Source organism: Lysinibacillus sp. NPDC047702, from assembly GCF_050272555.1.
Taxonomy (GTDB): domain Bacteria; phylum Bacillota; class Bacilli; order Bacillales_A; family Planococcaceae; genus Lysinibacillus.
Window position 1 is genome coordinate 86,872 of record NZ_JBNNMG010000003.1, and the last position, 19,767, is coordinate 106,638.

General features: G+C 37.4%; 16 protein-coding genes and 1 pseudogene. 2 read left to right on the top strand and 15 right to left on the bottom strand.

Annotation, left to right across the window (positions count from 1 at the left end):
* Positions 1 to 36 precede the first annotated feature (36 nt).
* The 6 genes and pseudogenes from ACQKIM_RS02625 to ACQKIM_RS02650 form a co-directional block, all read right to left on the bottom strand.
* Complete coding sequence (locus ACQKIM_RS02625; RefSeq protein ID WP_427538632.1) at positions 37 to 837, bottom strand: HNH endonuclease signature motif containing protein; 801 nt, start codon at positions 835 to 837, stop codon at positions 37 to 39.
* Between the two features lie 43 nt (positions 838 to 880).
* On the bottom strand, positions 881 to 1,954 hold the full coding sequence (locus tag ACQKIM_RS02630; RefSeq protein WP_427538635.1) for a reverse transcriptase domain-containing protein: 1,074 nt from the start codon (positions 1,952 to 1,954) through the stop codon (positions 881 to 883).
* Positions 1,955 to 2,621: 667 nt separating this feature from the next.
* Positions 2,622 to 3,884: pseudogene (locus ACQKIM_RS02635) on the bottom strand (UvrD-helicase domain-containing protein); the annotation flags it as partial.
* A 1-nt stretch (position 3,885) separates the two neighbouring features.
* Positions 3,886 to 7,395 carry a helicase-exonuclease AddAB subunit AddB gene (addB, locus tag ACQKIM_RS02640; RefSeq protein ID WP_427538638.1) on the bottom strand — a complete coding sequence of 1,170 codons (3,510 nt, stop codon included), beginning with the start codon at positions 7,393 to 7,395 and terminating at the stop codon, positions 3,886 to 3,888.
* Positions 7,396 to 7,981: 586 nt separating this feature from the next.
* The gene (locus ACQKIM_RS02645) at positions 7,982 to 8,605 is read right to left on the bottom strand and encodes a TVP38/TMEM64 family protein (protein WP_427538641.1); all 624 of its coding nucleotides are present in this window, start codon (positions 8,603 to 8,605) and stop codon (positions 7,982 to 7,984) included.
* A gap of 11 nt (positions 8,606 to 8,616) precedes the next feature.
* On the bottom strand, positions 8,617 to 9,168 hold the full coding sequence (locus ACQKIM_RS02650) for a helix-turn-helix domain-containing protein (protein WP_427538644.1): 552 nt from the start codon (positions 9,166 to 9,168) through the stop codon (positions 8,617 to 8,619).
* A gap of 124 nt (positions 9,169 to 9,292) precedes the next feature.
* Between ACQKIM_RS02650 and ACQKIM_RS02655 the strand changes: the two genes are divergently transcribed.
* Both ACQKIM_RS02655 and ACQKIM_RS02660 read left to right on the top strand, forming a co-directional pair.
* Complete coding sequence (locus ACQKIM_RS02655) at positions 9,293 to 10,024, top strand: AzlC family ABC transporter permease (RefSeq protein WP_427538647.1); 732 nt, start codon at positions 9,293 to 9,295, stop codon at positions 10,022 to 10,024.
* Positions 10,021 to 10,347: an AzlD domain-containing protein gene (locus ACQKIM_RS02660; protein WP_427538650.1), complete on the top strand. Its 327-nt coding sequence runs from the start codon at positions 10,021 to 10,023 to the stop codon at positions 10,345 to 10,347. Before ACQKIM_RS02655 ends, ACQKIM_RS02660 begins: the two co-directional genes overlap by 4 nt.
* 55 nt (positions 10,348 to 10,402) lie before the next feature.
* Here ACQKIM_RS02660 and ACQKIM_RS02665 read toward each other — a convergent pair whose 3' ends face one another.
* The 9 genes from ACQKIM_RS02665 to ACQKIM_RS02705 form a co-directional block, all read right to left on the bottom strand.
* Positions 10,403 to 10,639 (bottom strand): DUF2198 family protein, encoded by a 237-nt coding sequence (locus tag ACQKIM_RS02665; protein ID WP_427538653.1) that lies wholly within the window; start codon positions 10,637 to 10,639, stop codon positions 10,403 to 10,405.
* On the bottom strand, positions 10,639 to 11,820 hold the full coding sequence (locus tag ACQKIM_RS02670) for a PDZ domain-containing protein (RefSeq protein ID WP_427538656.1): 1,182 nt from the start codon (positions 11,818 to 11,820) through the stop codon (positions 10,639 to 10,641). Before ACQKIM_RS02670 ends, ACQKIM_RS02665 begins: the two co-directional genes overlap by 1 nt.
* A gap of 142 nt (positions 11,821 to 11,962) precedes the next feature.
* Complete coding sequence (locus ACQKIM_RS02675) at positions 11,963 to 13,414, bottom strand: S41 family peptidase (protein WP_427538659.1); 1,452 nt, start codon at positions 13,412 to 13,414, stop codon at positions 11,963 to 11,965.
* Positions 13,415 to 13,721: 307 nt separating this feature from the next.
* Positions 13,722 to 14,312 (bottom strand): redoxin domain-containing protein, encoded by a 591-nt coding sequence (locus ACQKIM_RS02680; RefSeq protein WP_427538662.1) that lies wholly within the window; start codon positions 14,310 to 14,312, stop codon positions 13,722 to 13,724.
* A 26-nt stretch (positions 14,313 to 14,338) separates the two neighbouring features.
* Positions 14,339 to 14,977 carry a hypothetical protein gene (locus tag ACQKIM_RS02685; RefSeq protein ID WP_427538664.1) on the bottom strand — a complete coding sequence of 213 codons (639 nt, stop codon included), beginning with the start codon at positions 14,975 to 14,977 and terminating at the stop codon, positions 14,339 to 14,341.
* 260 nt (positions 14,978 to 15,237) lie between these two features.
* On the bottom strand, positions 15,238 to 16,539 hold the full coding sequence (locus ACQKIM_RS02690) for a murein hydrolase activator EnvC family protein (RefSeq protein WP_427538667.1): 1,302 nt from the start codon (positions 16,537 to 16,539) through the stop codon (positions 15,238 to 15,240).
* A gap of 82 nt (positions 16,540 to 16,621) precedes the next feature.
* Positions 16,622 to 17,506, bottom strand: coding sequence for a permease-like cell division protein FtsX (gene ftsX, locus ACQKIM_RS02695; protein WP_427538670.1), 885 nt, complete (start codon positions 17,504 to 17,506; stop codon positions 16,622 to 16,624).
* Positions 17,496 to 18,182, bottom strand: coding sequence for a cell division ATP-binding protein FtsE (ftsE, locus tag ACQKIM_RS02700; protein ID WP_427538673.1), 687 nt, complete (start codon positions 18,180 to 18,182; stop codon positions 17,496 to 17,498). The genes ftsX and ftsE overlap by 11 nt, the downstream gene beginning before the upstream one ends.
* Before the next feature lie 262 nt (positions 18,183 to 18,444).
* Positions 18,445 to 19,632: a DUF4097 family beta strand repeat-containing protein gene (locus tag ACQKIM_RS02705; RefSeq protein ID WP_427538676.1), complete on the bottom strand. Its 1,188-nt coding sequence runs from the start codon at positions 19,630 to 19,632 to the stop codon at positions 18,445 to 18,447.
* Positions 19,633 to 19,767 lie beyond the last annotated feature (135 nt).

The window sequence follows — 19,767 nt, forward strand, 5'->3', positions numbered from 1 at the left end:
TTTCCCCTCATACGGCGTTCCATCAATTATGAATCTTTAAACTAATACTTTATTTCCAGCTTTAACACGAAGTTTATTTACTTTGTCCAAACTTTGTTTTGTTAACTCTAACATTTGAAGGTATTTATTAATTATGTCTTCTGTTGTGGCATGAATCAGTTTATGGACTTCTTTCGTTATAAAAACTAAGTTGTCATACTTATCGTTTCCACCTTTTGCCTTCGGAACGATGTGATGTAATTCCATATTTTTCAGGATGAGTGCTTCTCCTGTGATCAAGCAAACCCCTTTTTGAGCAATGTATTTAGAAATACGATTGTCGTTGTATTCAATACTACGATTGATTACAGGATTTTTCATGAGATACTTTACAACTTCTTCTGATACTGATTTTTGCTTTTTATGAATCAGACTTCTACCTTCAACTGTATAATTATTGATTTCTTGCGTAAAGTTTGTTGGACTTTTGTATTTGATTCCATCGATAGGGAATATCGCTACTTTCGCAACGAATATCTTTTTCTTGCCAAGATAATCTTTGAAATGTTTCTTGTAGTACGTACTTGGCTCACCTTTATCCGATGAAACTTTCTTCAAGCTGTTATATAAGGTTCGTTTGACTGAAAATGCAATTTCACTAAAATCTTTCGTTACCATCGTTGCTTGCTGATAGAAGTTATGAAGCCCTAGAATTGTTGCATTGAGTTTGGACACTTCTGAAGCATTAGATTTCTTTTTAATTCGTTTGATGTTTTCTTTGATTTTGCTAATTGCGTTTTTCTTCGCCTTATTTGTCATGAATGATTTTACGGTATGCTTCTTTTTATTTCTAGCCACTTTCATTTTAAAGCCTAGAAATTCCGAGAAGTTTTTCCTTAAATTAATGACCTTTGATTTTTCTTTTACTAATGTCGAGATGTAATCTTTCTTTTAACCATTTTTTTACACCTTCGAAAATCTTGAAGGCACTTTTATAGTCTCTACAAAAGATTTTAAAATCATCTGCATATCTCACAATGAACATTTCTTTCAAGCTTGTGGCTCTTTTTAAGGTACTATATTTCACTGACCTATCAAGTCTAACCTTGCCACCAATAATTCTTTTACGCTCATAGTTTTTCTGTGTTTCAAACGTTTCCCACTGATTACTTATCCACCAATCTAATTCGTTTAGCACAATATTAGATAGTAGCGGTGATAAAATATCACCTTGAGGAGTCCCTTTATTAGGTGTTCCTACTCCTACAATTTCTGCTTTCAGTAGTTTACTTATGATTGAGAGAACCTTTTTATCCTGGATACCCATTGACCACATTTGTTTAAGAAGTTTGCCATGATTGACGTTATCGAAGAAACCTTTGATGTCAATATCAACCACATAGTGCAGTTTGTTGATGTTTGCTAATGTTACTGCTCTAGAATATGCATGTAAAGTTCCTCTGTTCGGTCGAAAACCGTAACTGTGATTATGGAATTTCGCTTCGCATATTGGCTCTAGAATTTGTTTAATACATTGTTGAATGATTCGGTCTTCGATTGTCGGAATGCCGAGTGGTCGAATCCCTCCATTAGCTTTTGGTATTTCTTTTCTTCTTATTTTGTGTGGTATGAAATTTTCAAGTCTTTTTCTGACATAATCAATTAATGCGTTCGGGTCTTTTTCTCCAATAGTAACGATTGTCGATTCATTAATACCTTTGGTGAAAGAACCCTTGTTTTTCTTGATGTTTCGATATGCCAGTAAAATATTTTCTCTATTAATAATCAATTCATACAGATTTTTAAAGCGTTTGTTCATTTGACTTGCTTTGTAAAGGTCATCTAAGGTTTGTTGCATATCGTAATATTCATTGTTTCGTAAGGACTGTCGTTTTAAAACTTTCTTGTTTGCTGTTTCAGTCAATACCCTCACCACTTTATTACTTCTTTTGGCGATTGCATTTCTTTTAGTCATACGAGAACCTGATAGTATAAAGTAATGTTTTAGTTATTCATAAATTGACTAATGGCTATCCCTCCACCGCTTATTATCACGGCTTCACTGGTACTGTGCCATCACTTTCACTGTGCTTAAAATGAGGTTATACTATAGACGTTTTCCCCTCATACCGCTTCAACGAGTGCAATCTCTCCACGTAGCCAGCTTACCACGTTCCAAGAAATCATATCTGTACATCTAATACCTTTAAGTCATTCCTCTAACCCTGTTAGCTGGATAGTGCCTGTAACACTATAAGGTGTTTCATAAAGACAAATTTTACTCCACCTCACTAACCCAACAATAAGTTGGTGTACCCTTTCGAATACCTATATCTCTAGAGCCGTACATTCGGAATTTTGTCAGTAGGAAGTTTTGTTCCCTACATTCTAACCATGAGTATTTTTATAGAACCCCAGTCTATCTACCACACAAAGTGCCTCCACTCCGCTTTCCTGTAATTAGGGTGATATTCAACTGACTTCACCGAGCTTATAACACCTTCATAATTGCCTATGCTGATGCTATTCGGAGGATTAGGTCGAGCCTTTCAGAGCGTTACCTCATCATTCGACTCATCTGATTTCTTAGTTCTCCTAGCAAATATGCTAGTGGCTAATCTTTTCAATTAGCAACGTGTCGCACTATCCTGATATTCATCCACAAGTACTTCTTTAAAGCGCTTTTTTAGATCCAATGCAACTGGTGATGGCTGTAAATCTCCACTTACTTCCTCTGTTAAAATTCGAAGTGCAAAATGCTCTAAATCTGAGAAATCTATAATTCCACGCTCTAATTTTGCTAGACGAAACTGTTCACTAAACAAATTTGTCAGTCCAACTAATGTGCCAATTGTTGGAGCCATTAGACGAATTTCCTCTAGCAGGCGGGCAGGCGTTCTAACAAAATAGGTTTCTTTTATTTTATTAACAATTTTTTTAGCAGTTTCTCGCTTTTTCTTTGCAAGCTCCTGTAACTCCACATCTACTAAAGCATCCTTGGACACTCGCTTTAACGTTGACCATTTAACAGTGGCAAAATACTCAAAGAGCTCCTCCCATTTTCCCTCACGGCTAATACGAATTCCTTCCTGAATCATCGCAAAATCAATTTCTGCCGTTTCAGCATAGGCAGCTGGTCCTGTTGGCTGTAATGTTATTGCTCGCAATTCAGAAATTAACACGAACGCTTCTTCAAGACTATGCTTTACAGTTAATTTCACATATTTCGACAACTCTAAATCATCAATGGTCACATCCTCCGCTAACTCATATGTTTTAGGAAGACTATCCAACCATTTTTTCGGCTCTGCATGAACACGAGATGTATCATAAAGCTTGCTAATTAACGTTTCGATGGCTTGATCATCACGATCCGATGTAAAACTATCAACTAAACGAAAGATTGCTTGAACTTGTACCTCATCCTCAGAATCGTAAGCAGCTTCAAGTACATCTGCTAAAATATCATCCCTTAACAAGGCAACCTCTGCCTCATTAGCAATACGAAAGCCTGGATCGATGTCTAATAGATAGGCATACTGTTTTACAATGGCTAGGCAGAACGAATGTAATGTTGAAATTTGCGCTTTATTAACTAGGCTTAGCTGACGTCTTAAATGATTGGAAGTAGGGTTTTCTGCAATTGCTTTTTCAAGCGCCTCAGCCATTCGATGACGCATCTCTGCTGCAGAGGCATTAGTAAAGGTTACAACTAGCAGCTCATCTACGTTAATTGGATTCTCTGTGGCTATGACCTTTTCAATCATACGGTTAATTAGTACAGCTGTTTTCCCAGAACCCGCAGCTGCAGACACAAGTGTATCCTGGCCACTTGCATAGATAGCCTTCCATTGGTCGTCAGTCCATGTAACATTCATTGGTTTTTCAGGTATTGCTTGAACCAAGTTACTTCATCTCCTTCCGTATTTTTTCAACGATTTCATTTGGCTTCTCTTGCATTAATTGTCGATAGCTTTGCTTGCCATCAGAGGGATCAAACTGACAAACAGCAGAAAATTGACAATAATCACAGGCTGTTTTTGATTTTAATTTATACGGACTAATAGAAGTATCTCCAGATAAAATACCATTGCCAGCCTCTTGATGCTTTCGACGCACAAAATGCTGCAAATTTTTCATATCGTTAACAGGTACTATTCTTGACTGAGATTCGGAAGGTGTACCATCTTTTTTCATATACACAGGAATAATTTTCGAATGCCCACTTGATTCTTCCAATTGCTCATCCATCGATAATATTGCCTCTGCATTCTCTGATAGTAGTCCCTTCATCTTATATTGCTTTAAACGATCCTCTTCAATTTCACTATCACTTAAATCCTTGTCAAGCTTTAGCATTGGATTATGAACATGTACATATAGTACCCCTGCCGGCTCTGTTTCGCCCGGTAGCCAATAAGAGCTATTTTCCATTGCCACATCTAAATAAGTAAGGACCTGTAAAGAAAGTCCATAGTAGACTTCATTTAAATCTAAATCACGAGCTGAAGATTTATAATCTACGATACGTAAATAAGAGCGATCATCAATAGACGCGCTATCCACTCGATCAATACGACCTCGCATAAACATTTTCTTTCCACCAGTTAAATTGATTTCAAGAGGCGGGAGCTGTTCATGTTGGCCTGGTCCAAACGATGCCTCAATAGCAATTGGCTTAAAGTGGGAAACATTGGCATGCTGGGTCAATGCCGTCATTGTCCGTTCAACAATACGGATAAGCTTACGTTGAATATAACGATAGCGCGCACTGGATAGTAAGATTTGATGAGAAAAGACTGGCACAATTTGCTCCACAGCTTGTCGTGCCAATTGTTTAATTTGCTGTTTTGTTAAACGTACCCATGACAGCTGTTGACGATGCGTTTCCTCTGTAATCCATTTCAGTGCTTCATGGAATAAGTCACCCATTGCAAATGTTTCTAATCTATATTCTGCACGTTCTTCTAAACGAAGCCCATATGTTGTAAAATGCGAAAACGGACATCTAAAATATTTCTCAATCCGAGAAACACTGGATGTTAGTTTCTGACCGTATAACTCCTGCGTAATATATGTTTCAAGTGGTTGTGCTTCATTTTTATGTGTAATAGGTTGGAGGACCCGTTCAAAAATCAGTGCCCAATAAGGATCCTGTTCATAAAATTTTTGTAATGCCAGCCATTCTGGCGCAAGTTCACGGCTATGCTCAGCTTGGCGTAGCTGCATCATAAGATGAGCTAGAGCTGTGCGTGGATGGCGTAAATATGGTAGTGGATTATCTTCTAATAATTCAATTGGATCCATCACAACCCGCTCAACAGCTACTCCACTTAATAGACCTGACGTATTTTCATTACCTATTATTTTCTTTATATAAAGTGATGATAATAACGCTTTTCCTTCTTCATCTGCTGTAGGATATGACAGGTACAATTTATCAGACGGCGTCGTTAAAGCTCGATATACTAAGAAATTTTCTTGAAGTAAACGATTTTTAGATGTCGGTGCAAGCTCGTACCCAATTTGGTTAAACCATTCCCGTTCAACATCTGATAATAATCCCTCATACTCTATTCGTGTTGGATATACTCCATCATTGATGCCTAAAACGAAAGCGATTTTTATATTTGATAATCGAGCTAAATCAACCGTTGCTACCATCACTTCATCTAAAGTAGGTGGAATGCGGGAAAATTCTAAAGTATCAAAGCCCTCATCTAGAATCTTTGCTGCTTCCTCTACAGTCATTTGTTGTTCCCCAAACATATACACAAACTGATCGAGCACAGCGATCCATTCTTTCCATGCTTGATCATGCTCGCTAGCTGCTAAGGCATCACCTCGATCCAATTCACGGTCTTTCATAGCTTGCAACTTATCAAAGACCTTTAAATCCTCAATCATCTCAAATAATGCAGTCGCTACATCTCTACCTGTTGTCGTGACTTCTAGCTTGTCTTGTAACGATTTTAGTGGTTGTCGAATCTGATCTCTAATAGCCTCGATTTCCGCCTGCATAGCCCGTTCCTCATCTGTTTGCACCTTCGAATGGAATTCAAGACCACGATATTTTTTGAAAAACCATCGAGATTCCTCAAACCAACGCTCACCATATATACCCTGTGCTAAGCAATAGTTCTCTAAACGATCTGCACGCTCACGCCAAACATTTTGCTCAGCGTGTAATGGGAAAAATAAATCCGTTTTGACACTACGAAAAATTGGCTCATACTTCCAATTTGAAGTGATCACTTCTAAAACAGAACGACTAAGCTCTATTAATGGGTGATGGAGCATAGTCTTTTTGGAATTTGTAAAAATAGGAATTTCATATTGCTGAAAAATTGTTGAAATAAGTGGATCATAAACATCTGCTTGTCTATAAAGAAGTACAATATCTTGATAACGATATCCATCCTCCTTTGTCAGCTTTGTTATTTCCCGGGCAATGGCATGAATCTCAGCACGTCGATTGGATGCTTCAAATATCTTAACATCACCAGAAGTTTCTATTGATTGGGGTAACATATTCGAAAAATCTTTTTCCACATGCTGTAAATCTTTTGATTGAAAACGATACGTATTGTAAAAATGTAATGGTGCATCAACATCAATGCTCTCTTCATTTGCAATATCGTGTAAACGTTGATTTGTTAACGCACCTTCATGAAATAAAGACTGCTCATCATAAGCTTCATCCATATGATCAAAGGGCAGAACAACTGTAACTTGTTGCGTTACCTTTAATAGCTCTTTGACTAACTCCAACTCTCGCACAGTAAAAGCTGTAAATCCATCTATATAAATAGTTGCTTGCTTCATCGTCTCTGAGTCTTTCAAATGCTCAGTTAAGATTGGATAATAGCCCTCACTATCGACATATGTTGTCCCAAGTCGAGCTTCCAAAGCTTGTAAAACTACTTGTAAGTCATTGGTTTTAGCTTGTAATGTATGTGGAGCATCAATGACTTTTAATGATGCTGTTACTTCTGCAAGCACTGAGCTATTGACACTATAGCGACTAAACTCGCGTAAGAGTGTCTCAATTTCCTCCGTAAAGCCTCTTTTTCCAGCAGCTTGGCGAAATAATGAAAATTCATCTTTTTGTTCCTCTAACAGTTTACGAATAAGCATTCGATAGCCATAACCATTTACTTCTTTTCGTGCAATACCACCAGTTTCCTGTAATACAAGCCATGCTAATCGTTTAAATGTCATAACCTGTGCACGAATTAAGCCTTGTAAGCCATGCTTATTCGTTAGTTCATACTCTGTTGAATAAGACATTTGGTCAGGTACAATCACAAAAATCGGATGACCTAATGGCTCTGATTTTAATTGCTCAACAATCTCTTGATGGATAAATGTTGATTTACCAGTTCCTGATCGTCCTGAAACAATACGTAATGTCATATACGGTTCCCCTCCTGTATCTATAATTTTTTATTGATAAATCTGTATTTTGAACGTTTCATGTCAGATAAGCATGAGCGTTTTCAGCTTGGATCGGAGCACTTTTCTCTTCAACCCGATCACTTCTCACATGGATCGGAGCGCTTTTCTCTTCGACCTGAGCACTTTCCACTTGGATCGGAGCGCTTTTCTCTTCAACCCGAGCACTTCTCACATGGATCGGAGCGCTTTTCTCTTCGACCCGAGCACTTCTCACATGGATCGGAGCACTTTTCTCTTCGACCCGAGCAATTTCCATATGGATCGGAGCAGATTTCTCTTCAACTCGAGCACTTCTCACATGAATCAGAGCAGATTTCTCTTCGACCCGAGCACTTCCCACTGGAATCGGAGCACTTTTCTCTTCAACCCGAGCACTTTCAGCTTGTACCAGATCACTTTTCCATTCTACCCAAGCACCATTCAGATTGTACCAGAGCACTTTTCATTTTATCTGAGCATTAACTCTCTTTCCTAATAAGATAAAAACCCCTTCTCTCATTTTACATGATACAAGGGGCTAGATGTGTATATTCAACTTCCATACTTAATGATGTTTCGTCAATTTTCGCGCTTGCTTTAGATCTCTCTCCACACGTGCGTTTAATCGCTTCTCTATAAGCTTGCCGATCCACCAAAGTAAGACAATGGCAATTGCTGCAATAATTAGTCTTACAGGGCTTGTCAGTAACGATTTTAAATCATAGCCAAGCACGCTCATTCCTAAAATCATGACAAACTTACCTGCTAACAACACCACTAAATAAAATTTTTTATGAATATGGGAGAGTCCTGCTACTATGTTGACAATTACAGAAGGTGTAAATGGAAAACAAAGTAACACAAACAGTGGGCTAATACCATTCATATCTACCCATTTAATTAGCTTCTTGACCTTGCTACTCCCTGTGACAAATCGCAGCTTCGGATGCTTGCCAAAATGTCGAACTAGTAAAAACACTGCATATGACCCAGCTACAGAGCCTAGCCATGATAGCAAGAAACCAAACCATAATCCAAAAGCGCTGGCATTGGCCACAACGAAGACAACCAAAGGTAAAAACGGTAAAAATGCTTCTATAAAAGGTAATAGCAATCCAATGACTGGACCAAGCGTTCGATATTGTGCTGCCACATGTTCAATATTTTCTACAGTAAACCATTCATTCAAAATCGACACCTCTATTTATACTGCAAAATTAAATGTAAAATCGTTAATGTTTCCGAAGTATTTTTATATTCATGAGGCTGATGACCTGAGAATACCAATGTATCCCCTTCCTTAACCAATTCATGCATATCACCAGCAGAAATAACAGCTTGTCCCTGTATAACAATTACAGTTTCTTCTACCCCTTCTGTATGTGCTTCACTCCTACTGAAGGCACCTGGCTCCATTTCGATCTTGTAAAACTCCCAACCACGCTCCGGATTATAAGGAATAATCGAATATACGCGATAGCGCCCCTCATCTTCATCTACATGTGGTGCATCATCACTGTTATATTTCATGAAATGAGCTGTTGGTGGCTGTAATAAAGAGGAAAAAGAAATGCGCATCCCTGCAGCAATTTTCCAAATGGTTGATACAGTTGGATTCGCTTCTCCCTTTTCAATCTGTGCAAGTTGCGCCTTACTTACACCTGTAGCTTTAGAAACATCATCTAAGCTTAAATGGCGCTGCTGTCGTATTTTTTTTAATTGAAATGCTAAATTTCGACTCATCTGTTCCATTATTATTCACCATTTTCTATTGTTTATTTTATCAGACATATGTATACTTTAATAAACATCAAGAACTATCAAACTATTCCATCATTAGTATACATGGAAATTTTTCAGAAGGGATGACCTATTTATGACAAGTACAACAGAGCTTCGAAATGAAGCAACTAACTCATCAAATGACAGCTTTATACAAGGCGTAAAAGATTGTATCCCCACACTACTCGGTTATATTAGTATAGGACTTGCTTTCGGTGTTGTAGGTTCCGCTTCTGGCTTATCAGTACTCGAAATTGCACTTTTAACTATTTTGATTTATGCAGGCTCTGCACAATTTATCTTTTGTGCACTCCTTTTAACAAATAGCCCTGCTTCTGCTATCATTGTAACCATTTTTGTCGTAAATTTACGTCATTTATTAATGAGTTTAACAATAGCTCCACATTTTACGCGCTATTCTATGCTTAGAAATGTTGGTTTTGGTACATTGCTAACAGATGAAACTTTTGGTGTAGCTGTAACAAAGCAAATGCAAACAGGAAAATTGCATGGAAAATGGATGGATGGGTTAAACATCACTGCCTATTTGTTCTGGATTCTCTCCTGTGTTGCTGGCGCATTTTTAGGCCAATGGGTGGCAAATCCGGAGAAATGGGGTTTAGATTTTGCCTTAATAGCTATGTTTGTTGCCTTGCTTGTCCTTCAGCTTAGCAGTGTTAGGAAAAATAAAATTATGCATTATCTCATGTTAATTGGCTATATGATTGTCATCATGTACGGTCTTTCTTATCTTGTCCCTTCACATGTGGCTGTTCTTCTTGCAACAGTTATAGTAGCGACAATTGGGGTGGTGACAGATAAATGACAACAACTGCTTATATGGTATGGCTAATCATTGGCTGCGCACTTGTAACTTGGTTACCACGTGTTATTCCATTTATTTTTGTTCGCAATGTAAAGCTCCCAGAAGTTGTCCTAAAATGGCTAAGTTTTATTCCAGTTTGCATTTTGAGTGCTCTTGTTATTGAAAATTTATTGGATACTGACAGTGGGAAATTTGTTACCCTCGATTGGCCAGTATTTCTTACATTTGTACCTACTTTAATCATTGCACTTCTTACAAAAAGCTTATCTATTACAGTTGTAGCAGGCGTCATTATTATGGCAGCCGTACGATATTTCATGTAAAAAGGTCAGTCCAAAGCGATACACACTTTGGACTGACCTTTTATGGAATTAAGGTTTAAATGGATTCTTTTTTATGCTTCATTTTACTGGCTAACCAAAAACCCACTGTTAACGAAAATGCATCAATCACAAAGATAAGAGGTGGAGAAGTATAGCCTGCATAGACAGATGCCGCAATAAGTGCAATCGCCAAAATCAAAGCAACATAGCGATTAAACGTAATTCTAGTAAACAATAATACAAGTAATGCAGGTACAAATAACGCTAACATCATTTTCCCGAAAACATCCATTAAATATCCCTCTGCTCAGCTAGCAATAAACCAATTCGGTAATGGTCATTGCTATAGATTACATGCTGTGTTAGGCGTATCTCGTTATTAAGGTCTAATACCTCTAAACGACAGTGTGCTGCGTTTAATTGCAATGCTTCATATAATTCAGCCTCAGTAAAAATAGGGCGTCCATTTACTTTACGAATACACTCTCCTACAAGCAGACCCATTTTTTCAGCAGGCGAATCCGGTAGTACTGCAGCAATAATAGCCCCTTTCGTACTTTGCGCAACTGCATAAATATCAGTTTTATCTTGCATCGCATAATAGTAGGAAATAATGACACGAATCACTACACCTACTGCTAAGGTTATAAAACCGATTAATGGCTCAAAGTACGCTGCAAGTCCACCGATTAAAATAAGTTGTCCTAGTATAAGCACTGATTTCCCTATTTTAGGTAGCTTCAAAACTGGTAATTCTTTTCTTGCAAGCTTAGAAAACCCTATGACTATAGGAAATAGGACAAGTGCAAAATGATTGTCACCTAATGTGAATTGTGGCCAATAAGGCAATGCTAATGGAATAATATCTCCAGGCATTACAAAGAAAATTGGTAATATCCAAACATTTCTTGAACGATATACAATAGCCTGCATACCACGCTTCGTTTTTTCCACACAAGGCGTTGTTACCTTTATAGCTGTTCGACGAATTAACACACCCTCAGCGATTACACATAGACCTGCTAAAATAGTAATGGTTACGATAGAACCGTCTAATAAATTTACACCTTCCACTGAAATCTTCCACCATGAAAAAGTCCATTGGTAATAAGACATTCCCCATATCGCGAAAACAGCAAGCCCCATCGTATAAATAGGAGAAAGTGCGTTTATGAAAAACAGGATTAGTGCCAAAGTTGAAATAGCTATCAGTAATAATAAAAACTCTTTAGGTACTGTTAAACCTGCACCAACACTTAATAGTGAAATAATAAGGGCATAAAGCCAACCATGCTTCCATTGCCCAACTAGTTCTGTCCATCCCCAAATAATGCGTCTATTAAAAAATTTACGTTCCTGCTTTACGCGACGATACCCTAAAAAAATTGCAAAAATAATAGCAATATAAAGTAATGGGTTGAGTAAAAAGCGGCCAATCGCTGTTACAATTTCTATTAATATATTACTAACCATACGAACACCCGCCGTTTCTGTCTTAAATACTATGAATTTATTGTATCAAACGACTACACACTTGCGTAGTACAAACTAAAGATATTGTCATTACTTAACTATATTCAGCGGATGTCATTTTTACAAATCAAATTTCTATTATCTACTGTTCTATATTGTGCAATAAAAAGCTTGTCGCCATTTGGAACTGTAGATCATTTTGACGATCCACTTTATACTGCTTCAATGTGTCATTTAGGCTATTAAAGAATGTAGAATCTAGATAAATATTATCCTCTGCCTGCTTTAATTTTTTCTCATCTCGGTACTGCATAACTGCCTCCTCTGTCTTTTCATCCAGATAACCGTCCAAGCGATCAATTTTATACCCTAGCTTTTTCAAAGCATTTTGCGTATACGAAATCTCCTCACTCATATCCCCAACCTTAAACTTGCCAGACAATGGATGCATTTGGAAGGCAAATAATTCATTTTGCTCGATCACTAAATTCGCTTCTATTCCTTGCCCATGAATCCATTCGCGCTTAGGTGTCAGCCATTTATTTGTAGACAGTTTTAGTTCTCCACCATTTGATAGAGCCCAGGATTCTTGTACAGTTCCTTTACCAAAGCTCTTCACTCCAACGATGGATGCACGCCCCCATCCTTTTAAAGCACCACTAAGAACCTCACTAGCCGATGCACTACCTGCATTTTGTAAAATTACAATCGGAATTTTGTACATCGTTTGTAAATATTTCTCGTCAAAGCTTTTTGCTTCTGTTTTTAATGGTTCCATAGCACCTTCAGCATTTTGCATATATGCAAACACTTTGCCATTTTCTAATATTGTGCTCAGTAGCGCTGCGACGCTATGTAAATAACCACCTGGATTATCCCGTACATCAATAACAAGTCCCTCAATGTCATTTCTCAGTAATTTATTTGTTTCAGCAACCCATTCATTTGCTGTTTTTTCTCCGAAGATAGAGATTTCCACATAGCCGATTGAAGTGTTTTCTACCTTGATTACTTCACTAGATACCGTTTTATTCGATATTGCAGCTCGTTCCATTGTCATTTTTATATGTTTATCTTCACTAGGACGATAAACGACAATGGTAACTTTCGTGCCCTTTTCCCCTTGGATTAATTGCATTAACTCACTCATCTTTTTCCCATCTACTCGAACTCCATCAACTTGTACAATTTCGTCGAGTGAGCGCATGCCAGCCTTCTCCGCAGGGGATGAACGAACAGGAGATACAACAATAAACTTTCCATTATTCTCAGTTAGTTCAATACCAATACCCACTCTTTCTTCAGCTAACATTTGTCGATGCTGCTCTGCCTCTTCCTTCGAATAATAGGTACTATAAGGGTCCTTTATTGCATCTGCCATACCGCGCAGTGCCCCCTCCACCAACGATTCCTTTTTTGTATTGTATACAGATTTCTCCTCAATCAAGTTCATGGCTTCATTGATTGATTCAACCTCTGTGACGACTGGCTCTTTTTTATCCCCTGTCCCTAAATTAAACCAGTCAAAATAAAATCCACTACCTAGCAATAAGCTACTAGCCAGTACTCCGACACCAGCCATTATTTTGCGCAAATCTTCCCTCCTCCGTCTCTTTACTGTATGACTTTTAATTTTCAAACATACAAGATTACGCTTCAAAATAATTTATTGAATGATAGATAGCATTTTTCCAATGATTTCCACCAATTACGTCCCAGCGTCATTTATCGGATTTCTTTGAGCCCGCTGTACAGGAAAATAACTTCATTCATCTCGCCACTGATAGAGATGCAAGTGTTCTGTTCCTGACGCTTCGCTTTCGGTACAGTAAAGATCTGCTAAATCAAGATAAAAAAACTGCTACGCTTCTAAATAGAAACGAGCAGATTTATTCGTGAATTTAGTCTAATGCATCCACGTAATTTTTTAACATATCAGCATCCATCGGGCCTCTTATAGCTCGTTGAATATAGCCATTAGAATCAATAAAATATGTTGTAGGTATTGGTATTATTTGATAATCTGAGCCAACTGAATTCTCTGGGTCAAGAACAATGGGAAAGGTTAATTCAAAGCTATCTCTAAAGGTCATTACTGTATCAATTTTAGCATCAGCCGTCACATCACGTTCAGCCGAGGTTAAATTGACAGCTACAATTTCTACATTATCTTCTTTGGCATATTGTTCATAATAGCTTTGCATATGTGGCATTTCAGCCCTACATGGTGGACACCAAGTTGCCCAAAAATTTAATACAACCTTTTTCCCACGAAGACTACTCAATGTTAGATCTTCTCCATCTAGACTTGTGAGTGTAAAATCTGGTGGTGTGTCTCCATTTTTCAAGCCAATATTTCGCTCCTCCATCTCCTTTCCTAGTGAAGCTGTATCAATTTCTCGCTCCTTATCAATTTGCTGTCTAACATATGTACCAACCATCGCAACTACTAACAATACGACAATTAGTAGCCCAATATTTTTCTTCTTCATTATTAACCTCCAATGATCTTTGTTTTTTAACAGCAGTCTTTCGTTTCAGATTTTTTTACAAAACGCTGCAACCGTAAATCCATTATAAGAAATATAACGCTAATCCCTACAGCCGGTTGCCATAACCCAAGCGGCTGAAAGTTAGCTACAATAATCAATCCACCTGTATAGATGAGTAAAGCATAATTGATAGCAGATATTTTCCATAATATGAGGATTGTTAGTGCACTTAGCACAGTTAAAGTAATAATTTCGCTATTAGTCGGATTATCATTTAGTAATACGACTAGCCATTGATAAATCGATTGTGTTAAGATAGTTGCCCAGCTATAGGCACTTGCTCCTGTTACATCAAACTGTATTTTTTGTTTCTTCCAAAGAAGCTGAAATGATACTACTATAACAGCTAAAAAGACACCTATTGTACCTCCATTGAAATAAAGCAATGCAAACGGTTGAGCCATCACAGTTTTAGTATCAGTGACAATGACACTAAACTTCCAAACAAGTATAAAGGTCAAAATGGCATCTCCATATACCCCAGACCATTTCTTCGGGAATTGCATTCGTAAAACTAGCCATACAATGACAAAAGCCATTAGAAGTGCAACAGCGGTTGCTGGCAATGTTAATGTCCGAATAGAGAACCATTCCGTATTAATCACCCAAAATCCTCCACAAAAAAAGATATTTTTAGCATAGCATATATTATTAATGTGAACCGTTATTTCACACTGTTTTCAGAAATTCTTCAGAAAGCATTTAGAAAATGCATTTTCATTATATTCACATACCCCTGTAGGTATATGTAAATTGTAACATTAAATAACCGATTTGTATAATATCTAGCAAGCATTCATCTGCTTTATTTGAACATCAAAAAAGCTATACACTAGACTATGCTAATGTATAGCTTCACTATTTTTTATAGTGGAATGTATTTCAATGGATTGACACTACCAACTGCTTGTCCACGCCAAGCACCAATATGCACCTCAAAGTGTAAGTGTGGTCCTGTTACGCGACCAGTGCTGCCCATTGTCGCAATTTGCTGACCTTGAGAGACCTCTGCACCCACGCTTACATTGAAGGAATTTAAGTGTGCGTATACTGTCGTATAAATTTGACCGTCGATAGAGTGTGTAAGAATGACTACATTGCCATATGTGCTAAGTGGTGCCGCATAGGAGACAACACCATCAGCTGCTGCCCATATTGGTGTTCCCGTCTTATTGGCAAGATCCACACCATAGTGGAATTCTGGACCTGCACCAATATTACGCCAGCCATATGGTGATGTTAAACGACCATTTGTAGGTGTAATCCATGTACCATCAGATTGTGGTGCATTGACAGTAGATGAACCACCCCCATGATTACCTGCATTCGCGGCTGCTGCAGCAGCGGCTGCCTTGCGTTTTGCTTCCTGCTGACGAGCAATTTCCGCTAAACGATTTTGTTCATCAATAATTTTTTGTTGTAACTCTTCACTAATTTCAAGTGCTTCTGAATACTCTTTTTCTAGTAATACTTTTTCAGATTTGAGTTTTTCCTGCTCTTTTTCTAATTGATCTACTAATTTATTTTTCTCTGTCTTTTGTCCATCTAAGGATGCTTTTAAACGTTCAAGTTCAGCTTGTTTTTCTTCAAGCTTTTGGCGTTTATTTTCTAGCACCTTCTTTTGTTCCTCTAAAGTTTGCTTATCCTCTTTCTGATCACGGATAATTTGACGATCCGCATCCATTAAAGCATTTACAGCAGAGAATCGATCGATAAAATCTACGAAGCTATTAGAACCTAGTAGTACGTCTAAATAGCTAACAGAGCCACCCGCTTGGATTGCACGAGCACGGTCCTGCAACAATAAATCACGCTCTTCAATTTTGCGCAGAAGTTCTGCTATCGAATCCTCTAACGCTTTTATTTCTTCATTGGCAGTGTGCACTTCTGCAAGAACATTTTTGATATTACTATTGGTTTTGTCGATTTCAGCGTTCAACGTTTGAATTTGATCTAATAGTTTTTGTTGCTTGTCTTCATTTGCAGTGATTGCATTTGTCTTATTTTTAATGGATGAATTTAATTCATTTTTCTTTGTTTCGACTTGTTTTTTTTCATCTTTTAAATCCGATAAACTAGTTGCATACGCTGATGGAGTTTGGATAAAAAGAAATAGTGCAGATACTACCGCAAGTGTTTTCATTGAGTTTTTTGCCTTACTTTTCACCGACTGAACTCCCCTTCGACTATTTTTTTGTAATGTAGATTGATGTCGTTTGAGCTATAAAAGCTGCTTTACAAACATCTAGTTAAATTTTTAAAAACTTACGCACTGACATGAAACTTCCCCAAATACCGATTAGTACACCTATTAGTAATAGTAGACCGCTTACTTGGTACACTAGAGGTGAAAAATCAAGTACTTGCACTAGTTCGCCCTTTAATCGAGGCGCTATAATTTTATATACATTGTGATAAAGGGTTGCGACAACCGCAATCGGAATAATAGAGCCTAAAATTCCGAGCCACATTCCTTCCAGTAAAAATGGGATACGAACGAATGAATTCGTTGCACCTACTAGCTTCATAATTTCTATTTCATCACGACGGGCTATAATAGTAATACGAATCGTATTAGAAATTAAGAAAATAGCTGTAAATAATAATCCTAAGATCAGCACTAGTCCAACATTACGGCTAATATTTAAGAAGTTGAAAAGCTTTTCTACCTTGCCCTCTCCATACATAACATCATATGTATACTCAAATTTATCAATCTTCTTTGCAACAGTAGCTGTTTGCTGAGGATTTGAAGCTTTCACATAAACAACATTTCGTAAAGGATTGCTTTGCTCAAATAGTTTAAAATCGTCCCCAAAATCCTTTACTAATTTGGTTAACTCTTCTTCCTTTGTGGAATAGGTCATTTCAGCAATATCTGGCAATTTTTTAATTTTTTCTATTAGCGCCTTTTCAGCAGCCTCATCTGCCGTTTCATCAATCAATACTTTAATTTCAACATCATTCTCTAAATCAGATGCGACTTTATTTAAATTCATCATAATAAGCGCAAAAACGCCTACTAAAATTAATGTAACTGTTACTGCACTCACTGAGGCAATGGTCATCCAGCTATTACGGCCAAGCGACTTAATACTTTCTCTAAAATGACGTTTTACCGTATTAAATTTCATAACCGTAATCACCTCCGTGCTCATCACGGACAATCATGCCGCCTTCAATCGCTATCACTCGACGTCTAATCGTATTCACGATTTCACGGTTATGGGTTGCCATTACAATTGTCGTACCTCGCGCATTAATTTCCTCAAATAAATTCATAATCTCCCATGATGTTTCAGGATCAAGATTCCCAGTAGGCTCATCTGCAATCACAACCTTCGGAACATTGACAATTGAGCGTGCAATTGAAACACGTTGCTGCTCGCCCCCTGATAGTTCATTTGGAAACATTCTTGCCTTATGTTTTAGCCCGACAAGTTCCAATACTTCCATCACTCGACGGCGAATTTCTACTGGCTCTTCTTCAATTACCTCCAAAGCAAACGCAACGTTTTCATAAACATTTAATCGAGGTAGAAGCTTGAAATCTTGGAAAACAACACCAAGTTGACGACGTAAAAAAGGTACCTTCTTATTTTTCAAACTCGCTAAATCTATACCATTCACTGTGATTTCACCGGAAGTTGCCTTTTCTTCACGATACATTAATTTAATAAATGTTGATTTACCAGCACCACTTGGCCCAACAACATATACAAATTCTCCTTGCTTTATGTTAACAGAAATCCCATTTGTCGCAACAACGCCGTTTGGGTACTTCTTTGTCACATTCTTCATTTCTATCATATTTAAACCACCTAAATCTCTTACCTATGTAAGATGTATTCTCATACTATTATAGCACTCTATTCCTGTTTTTTTATTACAGTTTCATTTCATTCCGTGCCAGTTCCTACTATTTCGTTCTTTCATTACCATTGTTATCTCGTAATTATTATAAAACTCGACATCAAAGAAAACAGTAAATCGACCTTCAATTATCAGAAAATAGAACAAAAAAAAAGCATTCAAGCCTACGTTTATGCATGACTTGAATGCTTTTTTGAGCTTAAATCTGCTGCTCGTCAGTTGTTGTATAACGAACTAAAACCGAACCTGTTTTAGATTCTCCTTCGATAAAGAGACGATTCGCATTCTCTACTTCTTTATCAAATCGTACGACTTTTGATAAGAATTGATCCTGTGATTCAATCTTTGATGCATCTTGAATGCCTACATCTACTTTCCCAAAATTTGTGACAATTTTGCCGCTTAATGAAATGGTACGTGGTATATACAATTCAACCGAACCTGCAACTGTTTGTGCTTTGATTTTCGATGAGTTTGTAGAGCAAGTTGTTACAACTACATGTCCATTGACCGATTTTGCTTCAATCTCATCCAATGCCCCATCTAAATAGACACGACCATTTAATGTTTCAGCCTCTAAATCTTTACCACGAACATTCGTTAATTCAATCGATCCATTCGAAGAATCTACCTTAGCTTTCTCAAAATTAAACTTAGAGCCCTTAATGGCACCGTTTAATGTTTTCACTTTTAAATGTTCGAAGCCTATATCTTGTAAAGATACACTACCGTTCATTAAACGAACTGATAATTTTTCCAACTGCTCCTTCGGTACAAGGACTTTAACATTCACTTGAACAAGCTTTAATTGACTTAAAATTCTTAACGAACCTTCATCTTCTTTTACTACGAATTGCTCTAAGAAATGGTTACGTGTTTCTTCTTCACTATCATTAATAAGTGGTGCCTTCACCTTACAAATGACTTGGAAGCTGTCCCCTTCAGTAGATTCCAAAGAAAAATTGCCATTTGGTAATTCAGCAATTACACTGTCCACATGCTCAGCTGTCACTTCTTCCGTATGCGTAAATTCTATTTTATCGCCAAACGGGGAAGAAACATCAAATTCCTTTACTTTTTTTACAGCTGTATTCATCATATCCATAAAGAGTGAGCCTATCTGCGTCAAATCTTTACGGAAATCCTGCATCTCATCTTGGAAATATTTCATAAAATCAGTATCTTTTTTCTGCTGTTCTTTAGTTTGTTCATTGAAAAGTGACTCTTTTTCTGTTGAGGATTGCTCCCCCTCTTTTGACACATCATTCATAACATTTTGAGTAGACTTGCTAGGTTGCTCCAATGCTTCTAATAATGTAATCGCCTCTTGCGCTGAAATTGTTCCTTTTTCCACAAGTTCTAAAATTCTTTGACGTTCATTTTGCATAAATAAAATAGCCTCCCTCAGTTCGTTATATTATTTATACGATTCATTTTGTGAAAAGTTTCACCATAGAAATGAAAAAATTGGGGATATATCTTATTTTAGGCTCATCACCATAACGTGTGGTTGATTTCCGTT